The sequence below is a fragment of the Yeosuana sp. genome (assembly GCF_057126245.1).
On sequence record NZ_DBNGMQ010000054.1, the window covers coordinates 1 to 20,837 of the forward strand.

Sequence of the window (20,837 nt, forward strand, 5' to 3'; positions counted from 1 at the left end):
AGAAATAGTACATATGATTAAGAAAGAACAGTTGATTTCAAATAGAAAATCAGTGTTTAAGTCATTCTTATCATTGGCTGCTTAATCACCTAATTTAAAAGATTATATTTTTTAATTTTAATAGATGTGACAGAACCAAAAATTATACGAGGTAGAAATGCAAAATTATTTTATCGAGAATATTTATTTAACAATAAGGAAAGACTCGGTTTATACCAAGGCAATTCGGGAAATAGATACGATTATTAATATGATTGATAACGAACTAAATTTAAATCCCGAGTGACATGAATTCGTCTAAATACATTAAAAAAACCACCGAAAAGGTATTAAGGAAGAATGAAACAACGGGTTCCTATAACAATAGGGTCTTTTTAGGAAAGTACTGTAGCCAACCACGGGTATAATAAATTGCTTCTGCTGGCTAAGTAAAGGGTTTTTTCTTACAATTCACTATATTGTATTGCGGAAAATGAATCGTGTACTTATACAGAACTAACCATGAACGGACACATTGGCAGCAAATGAATAAACTTATTAATACATAAATAGATGAGATCTCAAGAAATTCAAAATAAGCTTTGGGGAAGACAAACTCAAGATTGGGCAGAAATTCAGAAAAAACCGGATTTAGTGGATATGAATATACCTTGAAGCAATTGGAAGTTAATGAGCATAGAAAAGAACTTTAACCATAAAACATATAATTATGAAATATAGAGTACATAGAATTGAAGTCAAGAGTGAAAACATGCAAGAAAAATTAGAGCAATATTTAAATAAACTTGATGGAGAAGTTGTTTCAATAATCCCAAATGTTCGTCCAACTTTTCAACTCATGGGGGCAACAGCGAAAATTGATTACATCCTTATTGTTGAAATGCAAAAATAAGAGATTCATAATGATTCCAAAAGAGTTTATAAGAAGTTAAGAAATGGAAAAGAATAATAACTTTTTCACAGATAAAGCATCAATAAAAACGATTGATAGCAAAAGAATTGTTTATTTCGTGATTGCAGTTTTATTTTTCTTTTTGACAGAAATTGGTCGAAACATTTATAGACCATATATTTATTCAAACAACATTGATGATTATGGAATTGCTGATAGTATTGGAAATTCGTTAGGCATAATCGTTCAAATATTTTTCACATTGGCAATATTGAACTCCCCAAGAAAGAAAGTGTTTCGGGTAATTGGATTTATTGTGATTGGATATATTCTTTATGAAATATTGCAACCCTATTTGCCTCGTGGCGTATTTGATTGGAAAGATATTTATGGGACTTTAATCGGTGGAATAATATCTTTATTTATTTTATTTTTTATAAAAAAATTTGTTAAAAATAAAGTTGTTTATGCCTTTAAATAAGACAAATACAACAAAATAATATAACGTATTTGGCATATAGTATTCAATTTGAGTGTATTAAAAACAAATAATCATAGTAATAAATTGAAATATTGGCCCGTTGAAATGCAAAACACACCCTATTAACAAAGCCGTACTTCATTATAACCAACCAATAATCAAATGATGAAATTCTTTAGAAAAATTAGACAACAATTGCTGACCGAAAATAAATTAAGCAAGTATTTTATTTATGCCATTGACGAAATAATTCTTGTGGTGATTGGGATTTTGATTGCGTTACAAATCAACCATTGGAATCAAGCTAAAGTTAAAGTCGTTAAAGAAATAGAAATGCTAAAAGGATTCCAAAATCAATTTAAGAGTGATTTGATTGAAATTGATAGCAGTTTAACGTTTTATAAAGGCGCAACGAATTCAATTGGTATTATTCTTAATCATTTAGAAAATAATCTATCCTATAACGATTCTCTAAAACTCCATTTCTTCATAACTACCAGATATTGGATGGGTTCAGTTTTGGACAATCATGAATTTGAAACATTAAAATCTATTGGTGTAGATTTAATTTCGAATGAAGATATTAGAAATAGCATTATACTAATATAAGAAGACAAAAATGAGTGGATAGAAGATTCTGAAGCTGTTTATTTACAATTTTTATATAACGCAAGGGGAAACTTATTTAATACCCGATTTAATGATTTTTGACATGGCGATTATAAAAATAAAACGGTAATAAGAGAAATGGTTCCCTTAAATTTCGAAAAACTTAAAAGTGATCAAGAATATTTATATTTTCTTAGAACCCAAAAATACCGCATTGGTTGGCTCCTTAAAAACCCGATGGAAACCACTAAAATATAAGTATTAAAGTTGTCGAAGGCTTTAACCAAAGAAATTGAACGACATTAAAATAAATAACGAAAGCCCAACACCGCATAAAACCGGCCTATCAAAAAGGGACTAATTGGTAGTTGTAGTCCTTGGATAGGCTTCTAAGTTTAATAATTTTAACTTTTTTTAGTCAAAAATAATTAACTTCGTTATCTTACAATAAAACTAATCATAATCAATAAAAATTCTCTATTTTAATTAAATTAACTTAAATAATATGGCAAGCAAAATCAAAGGAACCATAGCTATACTTACGGGTGGCGGTGATGTTCCAGGGTTAAACCCTGCAATTCGAGCAATTACTATACGCGCAAGTCGTGAAGGATACAAAGTAATTGGATTAAGGCGCGGTTGGGCAGGAATTGTTGAAATGACTCAAAACCCAAAAGATGATAATAGCAATAATTATATTGAATTAACACAAACCTTAGTAAATAGAGCTGGTAGAACCGGTGGTACATTTTTACATAGTTCCAGAACCAGACCAAGTCATTTACCTAAGACAAGTGTTCCTGAGCATCATAAGGACTCATATCAAGAGGAATATAATGACATGACCAAAGTTGTATTGGATAATTTAGCCTATTTAGGCGTAGATTATTTAATCCCAATAGGAGGTGATGACACCTTAAGTTATGGTGTTAGATTATATCAGGAAGGTTTTAAAGTAGTTGCCATTCCTAAAACTATGGATAACGATGTGCCTGGAACTGATTATTGTATTGGTTTCAGTACGTGTATTACACGAACTATTAATATGACCAACACGCTTCGTACTTCTGCAGGATCTCATGAACGATTCCTTGTTCTTGAAGTGTTCGGGAGGTATGCAGGATTTACGGCTATGTTACCAACTATGGCCGGCGCTGCAAATCGTTGTGTTATTCCCGAGTATCAATTTGATATAGATGTACTAACCGAGCAAATGGTTCAAGACAGAAATGAAAATCCAAGTAACTATTCTGTAGTTTTAGTATCGGAAGGCGCTACGTTCAAAGGTGGTGAAATGGTTTTTAAGGATGGCGTAAAAGATCAGTTTGGTCATGCAAAATTAGGAGGTATTGGCGATTTAGTTTCAGACCGTTTAAAAATGTTATCCCCTAAATATAATAAAGGAAAACAAGTAAATGTAATTAACCAAAAATTAGGTTATTTAGTACGAGGTGGTGATCCAGATGCTGTTGATTCTATCGTCCCAATGGCTTACGGAAACCTTGCTCTGGATTTGATCTTAAAAGGTATTCATGGACGTCTTGTGGTGCTTAAAAACGGACGTTATGACAATGTACCTATTGATGTGGTTGTAGGTAAATCTAAACTAGTTAACATTGATAAATTCTATAATACAGATCGTTTACGTCCTTTCTATAATAGTTTTGAAATGAATCCACTGTTTATCATGACCAGTGAAGGCTAAAAATGGATTTAAGCCCTTGCTAGTTCTATCCAACTTACTAAAATTGCTGTAGCAGTTCGCTTCCCTCGCGGATTAGCTGCTTGCCTGACAGGATTTGGTTTGTATTTGCTAAATTAAGTGCTTAAATTACGCAACTAACCATACATAAACACTTTGTAATCTATTTGAATATAACTATCAATTATAAAAAATATTCTGATTATTGTTCCTTTATTTTCATTTGCTTAGTATAGTAAAAACTACTTGGAAGTTATGAATTATCTGATTCCAACAAATTCAATTAGTATAGAAACAACGTTTAGAAATGAGAAACCTAAATATGTTGGAACAACGACGTATTATAAGTGTCAGGACAAAGAACTTTCCTTCTTAACAGGGAAGCATATTAAATATTACAAAAATGGCTCAAGGACTGAAGGAATCTACGATTCTTGGGAAACAATTTTAGAAAACAAATAGAAAAGTAAAAATTATTGGCTCATAGATTATCCTGCAAAAATATCGAAAGAATTATTTAGCCAAATAGCTAATTAAATTGACAAAAATGAGAGAGGCTATCAAATAATCTTAAAATTAGATATTTAAAGACAATCCGGTTTTGAAAAAAGTTTTTGATTACTTTTTCAACTCTAATTTTTCAGCAAAATAATCACAAAAATCTTTCATGGTCGCTGTCATCTTTTCATCTTGAGTCGCTTTATTAAAAGTATTGCTCATCGCCACTAAGGTTTGATGAAAAAATACTTTCATCTCATCTACAGGCATATCCTTGGTCCATAAATCAATTCTTAGCGTTTCTTGAGTCTTTGAATCCCAAACAGATAACATCATCGCTTTGGCTTCTTCCTGACTTACACCACCATCTTGTGCTGTCCAATATAATTTTTCAGGAACTCTATTTTCATCTAATTCAATATTAAGCTCAATTTTAGAGGATATTTTTTTTGACATTATTTTCTTGGTTTAAACTTAGAGTTATTAAAAATATCTTCAGGCGATGTAATCAGCATTTCTTTTAATGACACCTCATTATTTTCAATGTAAGCCCTTACTATTTGCCAGCCTATATATCTTCCTAATTTTCCTGGTGACTGATTATCAATTTCTTCTAAATAAAATTTAGTAAATGGCGCAGGATTTATAAACCTACCTGGTAATTTTGAATCTGTACTAAACAGTAATTCTCGTTCAACAAAATATCTCCAAATATAACTTTCATTAGCATGTGCCCAATCTAATTGTTTTTGTGTATAACTTATTCGCTCTGCCTCCGTTTTAAAAGGTAGAACCACATCTTTAAAGTATAGTTGTTTCCCGAAATAAATCATTTCGTCTAATAAGGTTTTGTTCGTATGCTGATAAATAAACTTTTTAGAATATTCTGTAGCTAAATCAATAACTATATGGTCTTTATTAAAGTCGTCTCTAATATATTTTTGAATACCCTGATAGAACTCGTGCTCACTTCCTAAATAACAGTCCAAAGAAATTAAGTTGATGGTATCTGTCACAATAATTCGATTTCTATAATCTACAAAAGATGTTGTAGTAATAATTCTGGGGGGATTAAATTCAGGAAAATAGAATTTTATATGCTGAAATAAGGACCTTATCTCTTTTTCTTGTTTACGAACATCTGGAAACACTTTTGAGACTTCATCAAGCAATTTAATTTGAAGTGTATCCTTAGTTTTTGCAATCCAAAAAGAATCGGGATATTTTTCAGAGAACATAAACGGGTAATCTTTCTTTAACTTTGGTAAATTATGGGCACTGGTTTCACGAAACAATTCATCAAATCGTTCTATTTTAATGTCCATAGACATATTCCTTATCTCTTGTTCCATTTTATTCTCATGTTTACAAGAAAGTATAACAAGTAAAAAAAATAAAAGTATAAATGCTTTTTTCATATAAAACTTAAACGTTCTAAATTTTTATTAATTAAGTGATTGCCTTATTTTTGTTTGCAAATGTACCAATCTTTGAATTAAAATCATTTAAAATGCAAACAGAAAAAGTTGTTGATTATATAGTAAATTGGTTAAAAGACTACGCCACAAAAGCTGGTATGCACGGTTTTGTTATAGGTGTTTCGGGTGGCATTGACTCTGCTGTAACTTCAACGCTTTGTGCTAAAACAGGTTTACCTCTTCTTTGTTTAGAAATGCCTATACATCAGGCAGAATCTCAGGTTAGCAGAGCTCTTAATCATATTAACTGGTTGCAATCTAATTTTAATAAAGTAAGGATGACACAGATTAATTTAACACCTGTTTTTGATAGTTTAATTGGGTCCTTACCTCCTGTAGAAAATGAAGAGCATCGTTTTATGTCGTTAGCCAATACTAGAGCAAGATTACGTATGACGACCTTGTACTATTTCGCCGCTTTAGAAAAATATTTAGTCGCGGGAACAGGAAATAAGGTAGAGGATTTCGGAGTTGGTTTTTATACAAAATATGGAGATGGTGGCGTTGACTTAAGTCCTATTGCAGATTTGTTGAAGACCGAAGTCTATACCATTGCCAAGTATTTATGCATTAATACTGAGATTATAGAAGCAGCTCCTACGGATGGTCTTTGGGGGGATGATAGAACTGATGAAGATCAAATTGGTGCATCTTACCCCGAACTAGAATGGGCTATGAAAATGGATGACGAAGGTAAAAAAGCCAATGATTTCTCAGGCAGAGAACAAGAAGTTTTTAAAATCTATAAACAATATAACACCGCTAATAAACATAAAATGAACCCAATACCAATTTGCGAAATACCTATTAATTTAATGTAAATATTGCTAAACTTTTAAATTATTACTATATTTATCCTTCGGCATTGTTAAAATGCCAATTCCCTAAGCACTCTCAACTTAAAAATCATCCATTATGATTAAATTATTAATAGCAGACAACCATCCAATAATCCGAAAGGGATTAGAGATTCTTTTTTCAGCGTCATCAAACATCCAAATTATGGGAAGCGTTGATAATGGTGAAGACATTATTGACTTTATAAAAAAAAATCCTGTAGATATTATATTAACAGAAATTGATTTACCAAAACTTAATGGTTTAACAGTTTTAAGAATCTTAAAAAACGAATTTCCCGATATTAAAACGATTATTTTTAGTGCGCAACCTGAAGAGGTTTACGCCATCAATTCAATAAAAGCAGGTGCCTCTGGTTATGTATCCAAATCGGAAAATATTATCAACATAAATGAAGCTATTTTAAAAGTACATGAAGGTGGTATTTTTGTTAGCGACAATATTAACGAGCAGTTAAAACTAGGCAGACGCGTTAATAAAAATGGCTCTTATTACAAAAAGCTTTCTACCAGAGAAGCAGAAGTTTTAAAACTATTGTGTATTGGAAAGAAAAACAAAGAAGTTGCCAAAGAACTAAATGTTAACGAAAAGACTATTAGTACTTACAAAGCGAGATTAATGCGAAAACTTAAAGTAACAAACTTAGTTGATTTAGTTAACCAAGCTAAGATAGCTGGTTTATAAAGCTCTGTTTAACTTTCTTGATAACAGCATCTTTAAGCCCGAGTAATCTTTGACCTCTTCAAGAATGTCTTTATTTACATTGGTTTTGTTTTGTGCCGTTTTTTCTTGATATTCTCTAACTTTTTGATCAATTAAATAGCATCTTAGATTCAGTATGGTTTCACTTACTAATTGCGCTATACTATGTGATTTCCCCTTAGGAAAAATTTGCATTCGCTCCCAATCGTCTAAGGTGTAACGTTCATCCTCCATTAAAATCGTAGTTATTTCATTGGCTATTGTAGCATCAACTGTATTGATGAAATTTTTAAGCTGAAAGTCAGGATTTTGGTTAAGTGTATCAATAATATTATAGTACAATGTTTTAAATTGAGGGTTTGAAAACTCCATTTCATCTTCCTGTAAATCTAAAAACACTTTTTCAAAAACTTTTGACGTATTTATTTCAGGTTCTAAAATCAATTGACCTTCTTTATTTTCCTTCAAAATTAAATCTTCAAAATCTTCAGTTTTATTTCCGTAGAGCAATAATACTTCAATAATTTTTCGTTCTAAAACATATTGAACATTTACCTTTTCGATGGGTTGATTATGTTTTATAACATCAAAAGCCTTTCGTTGAGTTTTATATTCTTTATTGGCCTCTTGAAACTCTTTTTTATTAATTTGTGCTAAAGTGCTAAACAAAACATCTTCACTAATATCCATGATTCTAGCGCACTCTTGAATGTAGATTTCCTTTTTAATTCTATCTGGAATTTTAGAAATACTATTCACAATATCTCTAACGGTTTCAGCCTTTTTAATAGGATCATTTTTCGATTCTTCGAACAACACAGATGCTTTAAACTGAATAAAATCTTTCGCGTTTTCTTCTAAATATAATGCCAGTTCTTCAAGCGTATTTTGCTTTGCAAAGCTGTCAGGATCTTCTCCTTCTGGAAATGAACAAACCTTGACATTCATGCCCTGCTCCAGAATTAAATCAATGCCTCTAAGTGACGCTCGCAATCCAGCAGCATCACCATCAAACAAAACCGTAATATTTTTTGTTAGTCTATTGATTAATCGGATTTGCTCAGATGTTAAGGCCGTTCCTGATGAGGATACTACATTTTGAATTCCAGTTTGATGAAATTGAATGACATCGGTATACCCTTCAACCAAAAAGCAATTATCTTCTTTAGCGATACTTTGTTTGGCGTGATAAATTCCGTAAAGTACATTACTTTTATGATAAATGATACTCTCTGGGGAATTTACATATTTGGCGGCTTTTTTATCGGTAATTAAGATACGACCACCAAAGCCTAACACACGACCGCTCATGCTTTTTATTGGAAACATAACCCGTCCTTTAAACCTATCAAAGCGTTTATCCTCCTTGACTATAGTTAGTCCGGTTTTCTCTAAAAATTCTAACTTATAGCCTTGTTTTAAAGCCTCATCTGTAAAGGCTTGCCATTCGTTTAACGAATAACCCAAATCAAACTTTTTAATGGTGTCTTCTGTAAAACCGCGTTCTTTAAAATAACTAAGACCAATTGATTTTCCTTGGTCTGTTTTATGTAGTATTTTTTTAAAATACGAATTTGCAAATTCACTCACTAAATATAAACTCTCTCGCTCATCTTGCTTTTCCTTTTGCTCATCGGTTTGCTCCGTTTCCTCAATCTCTATATTGTATTTTTTAGCGAGATATTTAATGGCTTCGGGATATGTGAAATGTTCATGCTCCATTAAAAAGGCTACCACATTACCACCTTTTCCGCTACTAAAATCTTTCCATATTTGTTTAACGGGAGAGACCATAAAACTTGGTGAACGCTCATCGCTAAAGGGACTCAAGCCTTTAAAATTACTTCCCGCCTTTTTTAACTGTACAAAATCACCAATAACCTCTTCAACACGAGCGGTTTCAAATACTTGGTCTATGGATGATGGTGAAATCATTATTAAAAGTTATGCGAAATAATATGAATATTCATTTAAAATGTAAATGTAATATAATCTATTGAAAGTAAATAGAGCATTATGAATTTGAGTTTATTAGAAAAAAACAAACCTCATTTAACGTTTGGCTTATAAGCAGTAAAACATTTTCGAATTGGTAGAAAACATAAAAAAGCTTCTTAAAAGAGGCTTTCTTTTAACATCTAGTCCACATCAAACCTGACACCTACAGAAATATTATGTTGGTCCACTGCTTGATTATTAAAAATAGGGGACAAATCATATTTTACATACAACGCTGTATCATCAAAAGCCAAATAACCACTTAAACCATAAACCAAATTAGTGGTGTTAAATCCTCTTTTTTGTTTGTCTTTTACGCGCTCTCCATCTAGTTCATACTTTAATTTTTGACGCGTACCTATATTGAAACCTGCATAACCACCAAGACCAATTTTAAATTGATTGTTTGTAGAATACCTAAAATAGGTGTCTCTATCAATTTTTTTAGAGGGCCCAAACTCAAAATGTACAGGGAACACTAAATTTGAAATGGATAACTTTGATTTTTTTAAGTTAACAGGAAACTCTTCTAGATAAGTTTCATTATTATTTTGAACGAAATACTGATTATCAGTTGGCTTTAAGCCGTTTACCTGCAATGATACGCCATACTTCAAACGTAAAAAATTGGAGGTTTCAAATACACGTGTTTTCCATGCCCAACCTATTTCGAAAAAGCGAGAGCCACCAAATTTATAAGGCGAATCATTTAAGTTCTCACCATCTATAATCGCGTTATTAAAACCAAAGGCTAAGACCAAATCGCTTGATGTATGTCTATCATACTTTCTGGGTTTGTTTTTACCATTAATTTTAAAGCTACCAAAACTTCCTTCTTCAGAACTAATGCTAAATCCTATTTTAGAATCATCGGGATTATCATTATGAGTATAATCATCATCATTCCTTTCAACCAGGGCTATTTTATTATCAATAATCGCCAATCGGTTTTCTATATTCTTGGCGCGCTTTTTAGCCACCTCCATTTTTAATGTTTCAGCTTCAGAACTCGAAATATCTCCTTTCTCTAACCGTAACGTAATGGCTTCAACTTCGGCTTTCAAAAAATCACGCTCTTCTGTTTTAATCTTATCTTTAAGCGCTGTTAAAGATTCTATTTTAGCTTGATTCTTAGTGTTTTGGATTGTGTCCTGCGCATTGATTAAGTGGACGTTTAATACAAGCACTGCGAGTGCTAAATATTTTGTAATTGTTTGCATAACTGTTCGTTTTTTGATTTAAATAATATTGATGAATTGCTAATTATTGTTAATCGTTGCGTCTGGCAACGGCTGTTTTTATAAAATTGAAATTTTCTTTTAAGGCTTTAAATGCTTTGTCTCTAAAGGATTGATCTAACTCCTGCTCAACATCTTCAAGCAACATTCTGGCGTCAACAACTCCTGTATTGCTATTATAAGTTTGTTTTAAACGAATTTCTTTCTGTGCTTGCTTCAATAAATCATCAATTTCTGAATCGGTCACTGATTTGTTTTTATCTTTTAAATGTTGAACTTGTGCTACAACCTCCTGAATTTTTTGGCCTTCAAAACTTAAGTCCGTTTGTGCTGGTTCAACCAATTTATTTTTGATTTCAGCAGATTGATTGCCATTATCTACAACGGCTTCCTTTGAGAAAGCTACCTCATTTATATCTGGCTTTACAATAATATTTTTTAGTTGCTTTTTAGAATCTTGCTGAGTAACGTTTTCAACTTCTTTATTTTCAGGTTCGGTTTCTACTAAAATTTCGACAATTGATTCATCTTGCTTGACAACCTTGGGAGTTACAACAATAGTTGGCGACATTGTTTCGTGTTTATTTTGGTTAAAAAATTGAGAAACCACCAATAACACGCCTACGATACTCGCCGCCACACCTAACCAAATGATTGGCTTATTTTTAGATGACTTAGCCGTCTCACCTAAACGCATTTCTAATTTATACCAAGCACTGGCTGATGGCGTAATGCTTCGCTCTTCAAGCTTTTCTTTTAGGTGCTCTTCAAATTTAATGGGTGCCATAGCTTGTTTTATTTAAGTCGTTTACTTTTTGTTGCAACATTTTTCTTGCTTTATATAATTGCGATTTTGAAGTTCCTTCAGTAATGTTTAGCATTTGTGCAATCTCCTGATGTTTATAGCCTTCAATAGCATACATCACAAATACCATTTTATATCCTTCAGGCAGCGCATCAATAATTTGTTGTATTTCGGCAACTTCAATATCTGTTTCAATATTAGTGGTATAATCATTTTCTATTTTAACTGCTTCCATTATGAATTCAATCCGTTTTTTCTGGCGTAAAAAAGAAATACTTTCTCTAACCATAATACGTCTAATCCAACCTTCAAAACTTCCTTCGCCTTTAAACGTTTCTAAATTAGAAAATACTTTATAAAATCCGTTTAACATAGCTTCCTCGGCCTGCTGCATGTCCTTTATATAATATCTACAAACGCTTAACATTTTTGGCGCATGCAATTCAAACAACACGTGTTGTGCTTCACGATTGTTCTTAACGGCCTTCTCTATAAGTGTTTTTTCGTTTTTAAATAGTTGAATGACTTTCAAAAGCGGCTTCATTTTGTCTTCTAATTATATAGACGCAAATTTTATTAATATGGTTGCCTCGTTATACATTTTTGTTTAAAATTATTTTAAACAAACTCTAAATCTAAGATACATTACCTTCAATAAAACTAGTATCATTATATTATTATTTGATAATTTTTGAATTTAACCACTACTTTTTATTTAATCAACGAATTATTGTCAATAATAAATTAATATTGACAATTTATCATCAAGAAATTATTCGTTTTCTTGCATATTATTCAAGTATTGTTATATTTGATACATACAATAAAACTTTATGAGTAAAGACCATCTTTTTTCTTCTTATGATCAACTCTCTAGCACTTGGGACGAAATGTACAGTTCCGATGCAGGTATTAGAGAACAATATGATATGATTATTGAATATTTAAAAAATACTTCTACCGATAAACTATCAAAAAAAGAAGAGTTGTCAAAACAACTTTTTATGAGTCAGGGGGTTACATTCACCGTCTATAGTGATAATGAAGGTATTGAAAAAATATTCCCGTTCGATATTGTGCCTAGAATTATTACGGCTGCGGAATGGGATAAAATTGAGCGTGGTATCAAGCAGCGCATTAAAGCTTTAAATTTATTTATTAAAGATATTTATAATGAACAATTCATTATAAAAGATGGCATTGTTCCAGCCGATTTAATTTACTCGTGCCCTAATTATTTACGCGAGATGAAAGGGGTTAAAGTGCCACATGATGTTTATGTACATATTGCTGGTGTCGATTTAATACGAAATAATGATGGCGAATTTTATGTGCTTGAGGATAATTTAAGAACACCTTCTGGAGTGAGCTATATGCTTGAAAACAGAGAGATCTCAAAACGGTTGTATCCAGGTATTTTACCAAAAAATAATGTACGCTCTGTTTCTAACTATCCTAACTTACTATATAAAAAATTACAAGAGTTATCCTACCACAACAATCCTAATATCGTATTGCTGACTCCTGGTATTTATAATTCAGCTTATTATGAGCACACAACCTTGGCACGTCTCATGGGTATTGAGTTGGTTGAAGGAAGTGACTTGGTTGTGAAAAATCATTTCGTGTATATGAAAACCACCAACGGTTTAAAGCAAGTCGATGTCATTTATAGACGAGTTGATGACGACTTTTTAGATCCGCTTGAGTTTAATGCCAAAAGTGTTCTAGGTGTTGCCGGTATTATGTCTGCTTACAGAAAAGGTAACGTAAATATTATCAATGCGCCAGGAACTGGTGTTGCCGATGATAAAGCAACCTATGTGTATGTACCCGATATGATTAAGTACTATTTAGATGAAGATCCTATTTTAAAAAATATTGAAACCTATCAATTAGGACGTCCAGACGAACTAAAATATGTTATTGACAACATTAAAACCATGGTTATAAAAAAGACCGATGGAAGTGGTGGTTATGGCATGTTGATGGGACATGAAGCCACTGATGACGAGATTAAAGACTATCTCGAAAACCTAAAGAAAAAACCTGAAAACTTTATCGCACAACCCATTTTAAAGTTATCCACGGCGCCTTGTTATATAGATGGACAATTATCACCTCGCTGCATAGATTTAAGACCATTTGCTTTATCTGGTAAAGATGGTATAGATATTTGTCCGGGTGGACTAACACGTGTAGCTCTTAAAAAAGGCTCATTAGTTGTGAACAGTTCACAAGGCGGAGGAAGTAAAGACACGTGGGTAATTCAATAAATCTGAAAAAAATAACATATGTTAAGTAGAGTAGCAAATAATCTTATCTGGTTAGAACGATATATGGAACGTGGTAACGGTATTTTAAGTTTGCTTAAAGTAAATTATTATGCTAACCAAGACTCCCCTGAATTATTTTCGTGGGAACCTATTATACAAAATTATAATGCTTCGGGTAAACCATTTCAAACTGAAGACGCCATTGAATGTATCGAATTTTTGGTGTTTAATGCTGAAAACCCAAACTCCATTTTAAATTTAGTTATTAAAGCCCGAGAGAATGCCCGGAGTGTTCAAGAACATATTTCTAGAGAGATATGGCTCGCTATCAATAACTATTACCTGTATTTAACGCGAAAAGATTTAATCACAAAGCTAAGGGAAGAAGACCCTATTGCATTTCTAGATGAATTAAAAAAATATCATTTAATCCATAATGGTACGATGGATACGACGCAAGAAAGAGGTCCTGCTTATTACTTTATGAATGTTGGTAAATTCTTAGAACGTGTAATACAAATTTCAGATTTCACAGAAATGAAACTTGTTGAAATTGCTAAAACATCAGATAGTTTAGAACAAAGTTTCTACTGGAAAAATCTTTTGCTATCTATTGGCGGATATCAATTATATTTAAAAAAGCATAAATCATCTTTTCAAGAAAACCATGTAATTACGATGATTTTTCAAGATAAATTATTCCCAAGATCGATGTATTATTGTGTGAGTAAATTAAGTCAGCACATTAATCAACTAATTCAAATTCAAGAGCTAGATAAAAACAATACCGAATTTTTACTAGGAAAACTTGAAAGTACCATAAAGTACACCACTATTGAAGGTATTAACGAACAAGGGCTTCATAAATTTATTCTCGGTATTAAAGAAGATATTAGAAACATTTCTATGAGTATAAACACAGTTTATTTTTCACATTCTAGCTAATTAATCCGTTTATCATGGCAACCTTTTATATAAAACACCTTACTAAATACACATATAGCAACAACGTAATAGACGCAGCTAACCAAATAAAGTTGTATCCTATCAACGATAATTTTCAAAAAGTTGTGCAACAACATATTGTTATAAATAATGCATTGCCATTTATAGACACTTATTTAGATTTTTATAACAATCTTGTAGGGACCTTTATGATTATCGAACCGCATCATTATTTATCTATTGAATCCAACGTTGATGTAATTACCTATCCAAAACTATTACCTGAAGATAGCGCCAATGTAACTGCACAATGGAATGAGTTAAAAAGCCTAGAAAATCATACAGATTATTTCGATTTTTTAATGTATCGCAAATTTAAAGGCACTCAAGATGTTTTAGAGTTGTTAAGTAATTTAGATAAAGCCACAAAAACGCCATATACTATGTTACAGGAACTTTGTGATTATGTATTCCAAAACTTCAAATACAGTAAAGGCATTACAACAGTCGATACCACAATAGATGAAGCATGGGAATTAAAAGCAGGTGTTTGTCAAGATTTTACCAATATTTTGTTACAAATGGTAAGAATGCTAGGAATACCAGCCCGTTACGTAAGTGGTTATGTTTTTACAAACGATGAAATTACTCGTGGTGAGGGAGCAACTCACGCCTGGATAGAAGCCTTCATCCCTTTTTATGGTTGGTTAGGTTTCGATCCAACCAATAATATCATTGCAAATGAAAACCACGTGCGCTTAGCTGTTGGAAAAAACTACAATGACTGTTCACCTCTAAAAGGTGTCTTTAAAGGAAATGTAGAAGAAGAACTGTCAGTAAAAGTAAATGTAAGTACCACTAAAAATAGTACTAACTCAAACCACTTTGTAACCGATGCAGAACCCGACGAAACCATAAACAGTTTTCAAAAAAATCAGGAAATTATTCATCTACAACAGCAACAGCAGCAGCAGCAGCAATAGTAAAAATTCTATTAAAATAACTCCGTTTTTTCTAAGATTTAAACTAAAATCGATTTAACACTCTGTAAATCATCATTAAAAGGTTATTTGTATGGTTATACAATACCATTACTAAAACGTAACATATTTATATTTGACTCGTCAATTAATTATAACAACATGTAAAACGGGATGATTTATAAAAAACAACCACTTCTAAAAACATTATATTGGATTATTAGAATAAGCATGGGAATTACATTTATTCTATCGGGCATAAGAAAAATGCCAGGAGTTAAATTTACTGCACTTTCTATAGACAATCCAGTAGGTTTTTACTTTGAAGCAATGCATGAGACTGGTTTCTATTGGAATTTCATAGGCTACTTCCAAATAGCAATTGGTATTCTCATATTTTTTAATCGTTTTGTTGTTGTTTCTAGTCTATTTATGATGCCGGTTACAATAAATATTTTTTTAATATCCATTTCTTTAAATATGAAAGGCACGCCTATAATCACATCAATGATGTTATTAGGTAATTTGTTTTTGCTTTTATGGCATTTTAAAAATTATAGAACGATTTTTATAAAGGCCATTTAATGAGATAAATACGTTAGCAGAAAAATAACCAAAACCTACTTTAAGTTTATAAGAATTTTTAGATAACATAGTACACCGCTAGATATAAGGCATTAAAACGAACTCTTTTCAATAAATTAACCATCATTATGACTAACCAATAATCGATGATAAAATTCTTTAGAAAAATTAGTTCATGTTTATATACTAAAATTAACAGAAAAAATCGCTCAATGAATTGATGCAAAAATAAAATGTAACGTAAAATGAACATTCTGAAAAATTTATTTATAAATCCAAACTCTAAAACCCTTCGTGCCGGTTGGCGCATATTGATGTTTGGAGTATTTTTTGTTCCTATTAACTTAGGCCTTACTTTTGGAGTGCGAGAAATTCTAGGCAGCCTAAAAGGTGGCGGTACCTTATGGTTTACCTTGCTTGGGATTTCGGCAACTATCGCTGCCTATATTACTCGAAAGTATATTGATAAAGAAAGTTTTATCTCACTGGGATTAAGAATAGACAAAATGGCTATACTTGATGTCTTTTCTGGAGTAGTTAATAGTGCTATAATTATGACAAGTATATATTTCACTATGCTGTTAACTGGCTTAATTGAGTTCAAAGGTTTCAGTTGGTGGACTGATATCTCTAGTCATGATATTAATTTTAATGTAGCTGTGATACCAATTATTCTTGCTGTACTTTGGGAGTTGGTTGTTGTTGCATGGTGGGAAGAACTCGTGTTTCGAGGGATTATTTTTCAAAATATGATTAAAGGTATGGGGCTTATTTGGGCTGTAATCATTTCATCAATCTTATTTGGTTTAGTCCATGCCGGCAATCCTGACGCGACCTTAATTAGTACCTTAATGATTGCTATTATTACACCACAATTAATTTATGCCTATCTTAAAACAGGACAGCTTTGGTTACCAATTGGTCTTCACTTGGGATGGAATTTCTTTCAAGCCTCTGTTTTTGGATTTGCATCTAGTGGACAAACCTCACCTAGCATGATAACGCAAAACCCTATTGGCCCAGATTGGTTAAGCGGAGGTGCTTTTGGTGCTGAAGGTAGCATTTTAATTATTCCCTTTATTATTGTATCGGTCTTTCTAATTCATTGGTGGGTGAAAGCTACGCGAGATTCAGATCAAAAATTCTTTGGCCTTTTAGTAAAACAGGAATAACTTAATTTTTATTAAAATCGTCAAGATTTACTGAATATTTCCATCTTTTTTTAGTTAAATGAAATAACGAAATCTTAGTAGAAAAGAGATAGGGTTACTAATTTTGTCGAAGTCAATTGCTTCAACCTGCATTCTAACCTTATTATTCCCTTTTGTTCTTTCTGATTTATATTCTAATTTAATGAATTGTGAACTATGTGCCCTAACGAACACTCCTAATCATCTCCCTTTACTTTTTCCTGTCAATCACATAATTAACCATCAACTCCAGTGAATTTCTAAAGTCTGATTCAGGGTAGGTACACAGCATCTGTAGGGCTTCTTCTTGAAATGCTTTCATTTTTTGTATCGCATACTCTAAACCACCATGCTCTATTACAAACGTAATTACTTCTTTCACTCTAACGATATCTTTATTGTGGTTTTTAATGGAGTTAATTAACCACCCTTTATCGTTTTTAGATGCTTGATTTAACACATATATTAAAGGCAAGGTCATTTTTTGCTCTTTAATGTCAATACCAGTGGGTTTTCCTATTTGCGCATCGCTGTAATCAAATAAATCGTCTTTAATTTGAAATGCCATTCCAATCAACTCACCAAATTTTCTCATGGTTTCTACATGCTGAGATTCTGGTTTTACTGATGCAGCTCCTAAACTACAACAAGCTGCAATAAGCGTTGCTGTTTTTTGACGAATAATTTCATAGTAAACTGCTTCGGTTATATCAAGTTTGCGCGCCTTTTCAATTTGAAGCAATTCACCTTCACTCATCTCTCTTACCGCAATCGAGATGATTTTAAGTAAATCAAAATCGTTATTATCAATCGATAACAACAATCCTTTTGAAAGTAGATAATCCCCTATTAAAACGGCTATTTTATTTTTCCAAAGGGCATTAATAGAAAAAAAACCGCGTCGTCTATTGCTATCATCTACCACATCATCATGAACCAAGGTAGCGGTATGAATTAATTCAATCACCGATGCACCTCTAAAGGTACGCTCACTAATTTCACCATTAGATACCATTTTTGCAACTAGAAACACAAACATCGGTCGCATTTGTTTGCCTTTTCGGTTAACGATATAATGGGTAATTCTATTAAGTAAGGCAACCTTACTAGACATAGAGAGCTGAAACTTTTGTTCAAAAAGTTCCATCTCATAGGCGATAGGTTGTTTTATTTGTTCTACAATCTTCATGCGAAGCGTCAAAGATACTATTTAGATTGAATAATGATAAAAAACAATGTGTTTGAATGCGTATTTTTAACTTCTTTTTATGACTTATTTGCTAATTGTCCACAGGCTGCATCAATATCTTTACCTCTACTTCTTCGAACATTCACTACAATTCTATTTTGCTCTAAATGTCTAATATATTGCTGAATAGCTTCACTAGACGCTTGCTGAAACTCACCATCATCAATAGGATTATATTCAATAAGATTCACTTTACAAGGTACGAATTTGCAAAACTTTACAAAGGCATCAATATCTTTTTTAGAATCATTAATATCATTCCAAACCACATACTCATAACTTATCATCCTTTTGGTTTTTGCATACCAGTACTGCAATGATTCTTTTAAATCTTCTAACGGAAAGGTTTCATTAAACGGCATAATTGATGTGCGAACACTATCAATAGCCGAGTGTAAAGAGACTGCAAGATTAAATTTAACGCCATCATCCGCCATCTTTTTTATCATTTTAGGAACACCTGATGTAGACAGTGTAATCCGTTTTGGCGACATTCCTAAACCTTCTAATGATGTAATTTTATCAATAGCTTTCATGACATTGTTGTAATTCATAAGAGGTTCTCCCATTCCCATAAACACAATATTACTTAAAGGTCTGTTAAAATACAGTTTACTTTCTTTATCAATGGCAACAACCTGGTCATAAATCTCATCCGGATTTAAATTCCGCATCCGTTTTAAGCGCGCTGTAGCGCAAAATTTACAATCTAAACTACAGCCCACTTGGCTAGACACGCAAGCTGTTGTTCTTGTTGCTGTAGGAATTAAAACGGACTCAACAATTAAACCATCATGCAATTTTACGGCATTTTTCACAGTACCATCACTACTACGTTGCATGGTGCTTACCTCGATATTATTAATAACAAAGTGGTCCTCAAGCATCTGCCTAGTTTCTATTGATATGTTAGTCATATCGTCAAAACTATATGCCGATTTTTGCCATAGCCATTCGTATACTTGATTGCCACGAAATGCTTTATCGCCTTGTTTTTCAAAGAAATCTCTTAGTTGCTCTTTGGTTAAAGCACGTATGTCTTTTTTTTCTATTGCCATAAGTTGTGTAAAAATAGTGAAACGATTTTCGAAATACGATTTTTGATTTGTGATTTGTGATTTGCTGTTTGAAGTTTTGATTTGTATTGGCGATTGAGGCTTTATTGAAGCTCCTTTTATGCTGTTGCGCTGATGCAACATAAAAAAGCCTCCAATAAAAGAGGCTTTTTTATATAAAATATTTGACGTAATCTCTTAGATAACTAACATGGCATCTCCATAGCTATAAAATTTATAGCCTTCTTTGATAGCTTCTGCATAGGCCTTTTTTATTAAATCATGACCTGCAAAGGCAGACACCATCATTAACAGGGTTGATTTTGGTGTATGAAAATTCGTAATCATGCAGTTTGCAATACTAAATTCATACGGTGGGAAAATAAATTTGTTAGTCCAACCATCAATTTCATTCAATAAGCCATTTGAAGATACGGCACTTTCAATGGCGCGCATAGCCGTTGTACCTACTGCACAAACACGCTTTCTATTTTTTATACCTGTATTTACAATATCTACGGCCTTACTATCAATACGAAGTTCTTCACTATCCATTTTATGTTTTGAAAGATCTTCAACTTCTACTGGATTAAAGGTTCCTAAACCAACATGAAGTGTGACTTCTGCAAAATTAACCCCTTTAATTTCTAATCGCTTTAGCAAATGTTTAGAGAAATGTAATCCTGCCGTTGGTGCTGCTACAGCGCCCTCATTTTTAGCAAAAATGGTTTGGTAACGCTCTTCGTCCTCTGGCTCTACCTCCCTTTTAATATACTTTGGAAGTGGTGTTTCTCCTAATTCATTCAATTTTTTACGAAACTCATTGTATGATCCATCAAAAAGAAAACGAAGGGTACGACCTCTAGATGTTGTGTTATCAATAACTTCTGCAACGAGCATATCATCATCACCAAAATATAACTTATTACCAATACGAATTTTACGAGCTGGATCTACTAAAACATCCCACAAACGTTGTTCTTCATTTAGCTCTCTTAATAAAAACACTTCAATTCTAGCGCCCGTTTTTTCTTTATTACCATATAATCTAGCAGGAAATACTTTCGTGTCATTAAGAATTAGCACATCATCTTCATTAAAATAATCAATAATATCTTTAAATAATTTGTGTTCAATGGTTTGCTTTTTTCTATCTATAACCATTAGGCGTGCCTCGTCTCTATGTTCTGATGGATATTCTGCTAATAATTCTTCAGGTAAATTGAAGCCAAAGTGTGATAATTTCATCTTTAAGTTTTAATTGTTTTTTTGAAAGGCTGCAAATATACAATCTCA

General features: G+C 32.3%; 21 protein-coding genes. 12 read left to right on the forward strand and 9 right to left on the reverse strand.

The features are described 5' to 3' along the window. The first annotated feature begins 709 nt into the window (after positions 1–709). The 5 genes from AC15TD_RS06315 (at position 710) to AC15TD_RS06335 (ending at position 4,146) form a co-directional block, all read left to right on the forward strand. Positions 710–892 carry a hypothetical protein gene (locus AC15TD_RS06315; RefSeq protein ID WP_484451289.1) on the forward strand — a complete coding sequence of 61 codons (183 nt, stop codon included), beginning with the start codon at positions 710–712 and terminating at the stop codon, positions 890–892. Between the two features lie 43 nt (positions 893–935). Next, complete coding sequence (locus AC15TD_RS06320; protein WP_484451290.1) at positions 936–1,373, forward strand: hypothetical protein; 438 nt, start codon at positions 936–938, stop codon at positions 1,371–1,373. Between the two features lie 162 nt (positions 1,374–1,535). Continuing rightward, positions 1,536–1,982 (forward strand): DUF6090 family protein, encoded by a 447-nt coding sequence (locus AC15TD_RS06325; RefSeq protein WP_484451291.1) that lies wholly within the window; start codon positions 1,536–1,538, stop codon positions 1,980–1,982. Positions 1,983–2,487: 505 nt separating this feature from the next. Beyond that, positions 2,488–3,687 carry a 6-phosphofructokinase gene (locus AC15TD_RS06330; RefSeq protein WP_484451292.1) on the forward strand — a complete coding sequence of 400 codons (1,200 nt, stop codon included), beginning with the start codon at positions 2,488–2,490 and terminating at the stop codon, positions 3,685–3,687. 252 nt (positions 3,688–3,939) lie between these two features. Further along, complete coding sequence (locus AC15TD_RS06335; protein ID WP_484451293.1) at positions 3,940–4,146, forward strand: hypothetical protein; 207 nt, start codon at positions 3,940–3,942, stop codon at positions 4,144–4,146. Positions 4,147–4,302: 156 nt separating this feature from the next. Here the strand turns inward: AC15TD_RS06335 and gldC are convergent, their stop codons facing one another. Both gldC and gldB read right to left on the reverse strand, forming a co-directional pair. Further along, positions 4,303–4,638, reverse strand: coding sequence for a gliding motility protein GldC (gene gldC / locus AC15TD_RS06340; protein WP_484451294.1), 336 nt, complete (start codon positions 4,636–4,638; stop codon positions 4,303–4,305). Beyond that, a complete protein-coding gene (gene gldB / locus AC15TD_RS06345; protein WP_484451295.1) occupies positions 4,638–5,600 on the reverse strand; it encodes a gliding motility lipoprotein GldB in 963 nt (320 codons plus the stop codon). Before gldB ends, gldC begins: the two co-directional genes overlap by 1 nt. A 92-nt stretch (positions 5,601–5,692) precedes the next feature. Between gldB and nadE the strand changes: the two genes are divergently transcribed. After that, entirely contained in the window at positions 5,693–6,481 is a 789-nt protein-coding gene (gene nadE, locus AC15TD_RS06350; RefSeq protein WP_484451296.1) for an NAD(+) synthase, read from the forward strand. Between the two features lie 94 nt (positions 6,482–6,575). Continuing rightward, positions 6,576–7,202, forward strand: a complete 627-nt coding sequence (locus AC15TD_RS06355) for a response regulator (protein ID WP_484451297.1) — start codon at positions 6,576–6,578, stop codon at positions 7,200–7,202. Here the strand turns inward: AC15TD_RS06355 and dnaG are convergent. The 4 genes from dnaG to AC15TD_RS06375 all read right to left on the reverse strand — a co-directional run bounded on the left by dnaG (position 7,197) and on the right by AC15TD_RS06375 (position 11,805). Further along, positions 7,197–9,155 (reverse strand): DNA primase, encoded by a 1,959-nt coding sequence (gene dnaG / locus AC15TD_RS06360; protein ID WP_484451298.1) that lies wholly within the window; start codon positions 9,153–9,155, stop codon positions 7,197–7,199. The genes AC15TD_RS06355 and dnaG overlap by 6 nt on opposite strands. A gap of 203 nt (positions 9,156–9,358) precedes the next feature. Then, a complete protein-coding gene (locus AC15TD_RS06365; protein WP_484451299.1) occupies positions 9,359–10,438 on the reverse strand; it encodes a hypothetical protein in 1,080 nt (359 codons plus the stop codon). A 49-nt stretch (positions 10,439–10,487) separates the two neighbouring features. Continuing rightward, complete coding sequence (locus tag AC15TD_RS06370; RefSeq protein WP_484451300.1) at positions 10,488–11,243, reverse strand: hypothetical protein; 756 nt, start codon at positions 11,241–11,243, stop codon at positions 10,488–10,490. Continuing rightward, positions 11,230–11,805: an RNA polymerase sigma factor gene (locus AC15TD_RS06375; protein WP_484451301.1), complete on the reverse strand. Its 576-nt coding sequence runs from the start codon at positions 11,803–11,805 to the stop codon at positions 11,230–11,232. The genes AC15TD_RS06370 and AC15TD_RS06375 overlap by 14 nt, the downstream gene beginning before the upstream one ends. 289 nt (positions 11,806–12,094) lie before the next feature. On the opposite strand from AC15TD_RS06375, the gene AC15TD_RS06380 reads away from it, so the two are divergent. The 5 genes from AC15TD_RS06380 (at position 12,095) to AC15TD_RS06400 (ending at position 17,219) form a co-directional block, all read left to right on the forward strand. After that, positions 12,095–13,537 (forward strand): circularly permuted type 2 ATP-grasp protein, encoded by a 1,443-nt coding sequence (locus AC15TD_RS06380; protein WP_484451302.1) that lies wholly within the window; start codon positions 12,095–12,097, stop codon positions 13,535–13,537. 18 nt (positions 13,538–13,555) lie between these two features. After that, complete coding sequence (locus AC15TD_RS06385; RefSeq protein WP_484451303.1) at positions 13,556–14,482, forward strand: alpha-E domain-containing protein; 927 nt, start codon at positions 13,556–13,558, stop codon at positions 14,480–14,482. Positions 14,483–14,496: 14 nt separating this feature from the next. After that, complete coding sequence (locus tag AC15TD_RS06390; protein ID WP_484451304.1) at positions 14,497–15,465, forward strand: transglutaminase family protein; 969 nt, start codon at positions 14,497–14,499, stop codon at positions 15,463–15,465. A 171-nt stretch (positions 15,466–15,636) separates the two neighbouring features. Then, the gene (locus AC15TD_RS06395; RefSeq protein ID WP_484451305.1) at positions 15,637–16,047 is read left to right on the forward strand and encodes a DoxX family membrane protein; all 411 of its coding nucleotides are present in this window, start codon (positions 15,637–15,639) and stop codon (positions 16,045–16,047) included. Between the two features lie 245 nt (positions 16,048–16,292). Continuing rightward, positions 16,293–17,219, forward strand: a complete 927-nt coding sequence (locus AC15TD_RS06400; RefSeq protein ID WP_484451306.1) for a lysostaphin resistance A-like protein — start codon at positions 16,293–16,295, stop codon at positions 17,217–17,219. A 229-nt stretch (positions 17,220–17,448) separates the two neighbouring features. On the opposite strand, the gene AC15TD_RS06405 is transcribed toward AC15TD_RS06400, so the two are convergent. The 3 genes from AC15TD_RS06405 to queA all read right to left on the reverse strand — a co-directional run bounded on the left by AC15TD_RS06405 (position 17,449) and on the right by queA (position 20,789). Further along, the gene (locus AC15TD_RS06405) at positions 17,449–18,426 is read right to left on the reverse strand and encodes a polyprenyl synthetase family protein (protein WP_484451307.1); all 978 of its coding nucleotides are present in this window, start codon (positions 18,424–18,426) and stop codon (positions 17,449–17,451) included. Between the two features lie 77 nt (positions 18,427–18,503). Then, on the reverse strand, positions 18,504–19,544 hold the full coding sequence (gene rlmN, locus AC15TD_RS06410) for a dual-specificity RNA methyltransferase RlmN (protein ID WP_484451308.1): 1,041 nt from the start codon (positions 19,542–19,544) through the stop codon (positions 18,504–18,506). A gap of 195 nt (positions 19,545–19,739) precedes the next feature. Next, the gene (queA, locus tag AC15TD_RS06415; protein ID WP_484451309.1) at positions 19,740–20,789 is read right to left on the reverse strand and encodes a tRNA preQ1(34) S-adenosylmethionine ribosyltransferase-isomerase QueA; all 1,050 of its coding nucleotides are present in this window, start codon (positions 20,787–20,789) and stop codon (positions 19,740–19,742) included. Positions 20,790–20,837 lie beyond the last annotated feature (48 nt).

Coding starts and splice junctions, on each gene's coding strand:
- AC15TD_RS06375 (WP_484451301.1), bottom strand. CDS start 11,805: ATGAAGCCGCTTTTGAAAGTCATTCAACTATTTAAAAACGAAAAAACA.
- dnaG (WP_484451298.1), bottom strand. CDS start 9,155: ATGATTTCACCATCATCCATAGACCAAGTATTTGAAACCGCTCGTGTT.
- AC15TD_RS06320 (WP_484451290.1), top strand. CDS start 936: ATGGAAAAGAATAATAACTTTTTCACAGATAAAGCATCAATAAAAACG.
- AC15TD_RS06315 (WP_484451289.1), top strand. CDS start 710: ATGAAATATAGAGTACATAGAATTGAAGTCAAGAGTGAAAACATGCAA.
- gldC (WP_484451294.1), bottom strand. CDS start 4,638: ATGTCAAAAAAAATATCCTCTAAAATTGAGCTTAATATTGAATTAGAT.
- AC15TD_RS06405 (WP_484451307.1), bottom strand. CDS start 18,426: ATGAAGATTGTAGAACAAATAAAACAACCTATCGCCTATGAGATGGAA.
- AC15TD_RS06385 (WP_484451303.1), top strand. CDS start 13,556: ATGTTAAGTAGAGTAGCAAATAATCTTATCTGGTTAGAACGATATATG.
- AC15TD_RS06335 (WP_484451293.1), top strand. CDS start 3,940: ATGAATTATCTGATTCCAACAAATTCAATTAGTATAGAAACAACGTTT.
- AC15TD_RS06330 (WP_484451292.1), top strand. CDS start 2,488: ATGGCAAGCAAAATCAAAGGAACCATAGCTATACTTACGGGTGGCGGT.
- nadE (WP_484451296.1), top strand. CDS start 5,693: ATGCAAACAGAAAAAGTTGTTGATTATATAGTAAATTGGTTAAAAGAC.
- AC15TD_RS06390 (WP_484451304.1), top strand. CDS start 14,497: ATGGCAACCTTTTATATAAAACACCTTACTAAATACACATATAGCAAC.
- queA (WP_484451309.1), bottom strand. CDS start 20,789: ATGAAATTATCACACTTTGGCTTCAATTTACCTGAAGAATTATTAGCA.
- AC15TD_RS06365 (WP_484451299.1), bottom strand. CDS start 10,438: ATGCAAACAATTACAAAATATTTAGCACTCGCAGTGCTTGTATTAAAC.
- AC15TD_RS06400 (WP_484451306.1), top strand. CDS start 16,293: ATGAACATTCTGAAAAATTTATTTATAAATCCAAACTCTAAAACCCTT.
- AC15TD_RS06395 (WP_484451305.1), top strand. CDS start 15,637: ATGATTTATAAAAAACAACCACTTCTAAAAACATTATATTGGATTATT.
- AC15TD_RS06370 (WP_484451300.1), bottom strand. CDS start 11,243: ATGGCACCCATTAAATTTGAAGAGCACCTAAAAGAAAAGCTTGAAGAG.
- rlmN (WP_484451308.1), bottom strand. CDS start 19,544: ATGGCAATAGAAAAAAAAGACATACGTGCTTTAACCAAAGAGCAACTA.
- AC15TD_RS06325 (WP_484451291.1), top strand. CDS start 1,536: ATGATGAAATTCTTTAGAAAAATTAGACAACAATTGCTGACCGAAAAT.
- AC15TD_RS06380 (WP_484451302.1), top strand. CDS start 12,095: ATGAGTAAAGACCATCTTTTTTCTTCTTATGATCAACTCTCTAGCACT.
- AC15TD_RS06355 (WP_484451297.1), top strand. CDS start 6,576: ATGATTAAATTATTAATAGCAGACAACCATCCAATAATCCGAAAGGGA.
- gldB (WP_484451295.1), bottom strand. CDS start 5,600: ATGAAAAAAGCATTTATACTTTTATTTTTTTTACTTGTTATACTTTCT.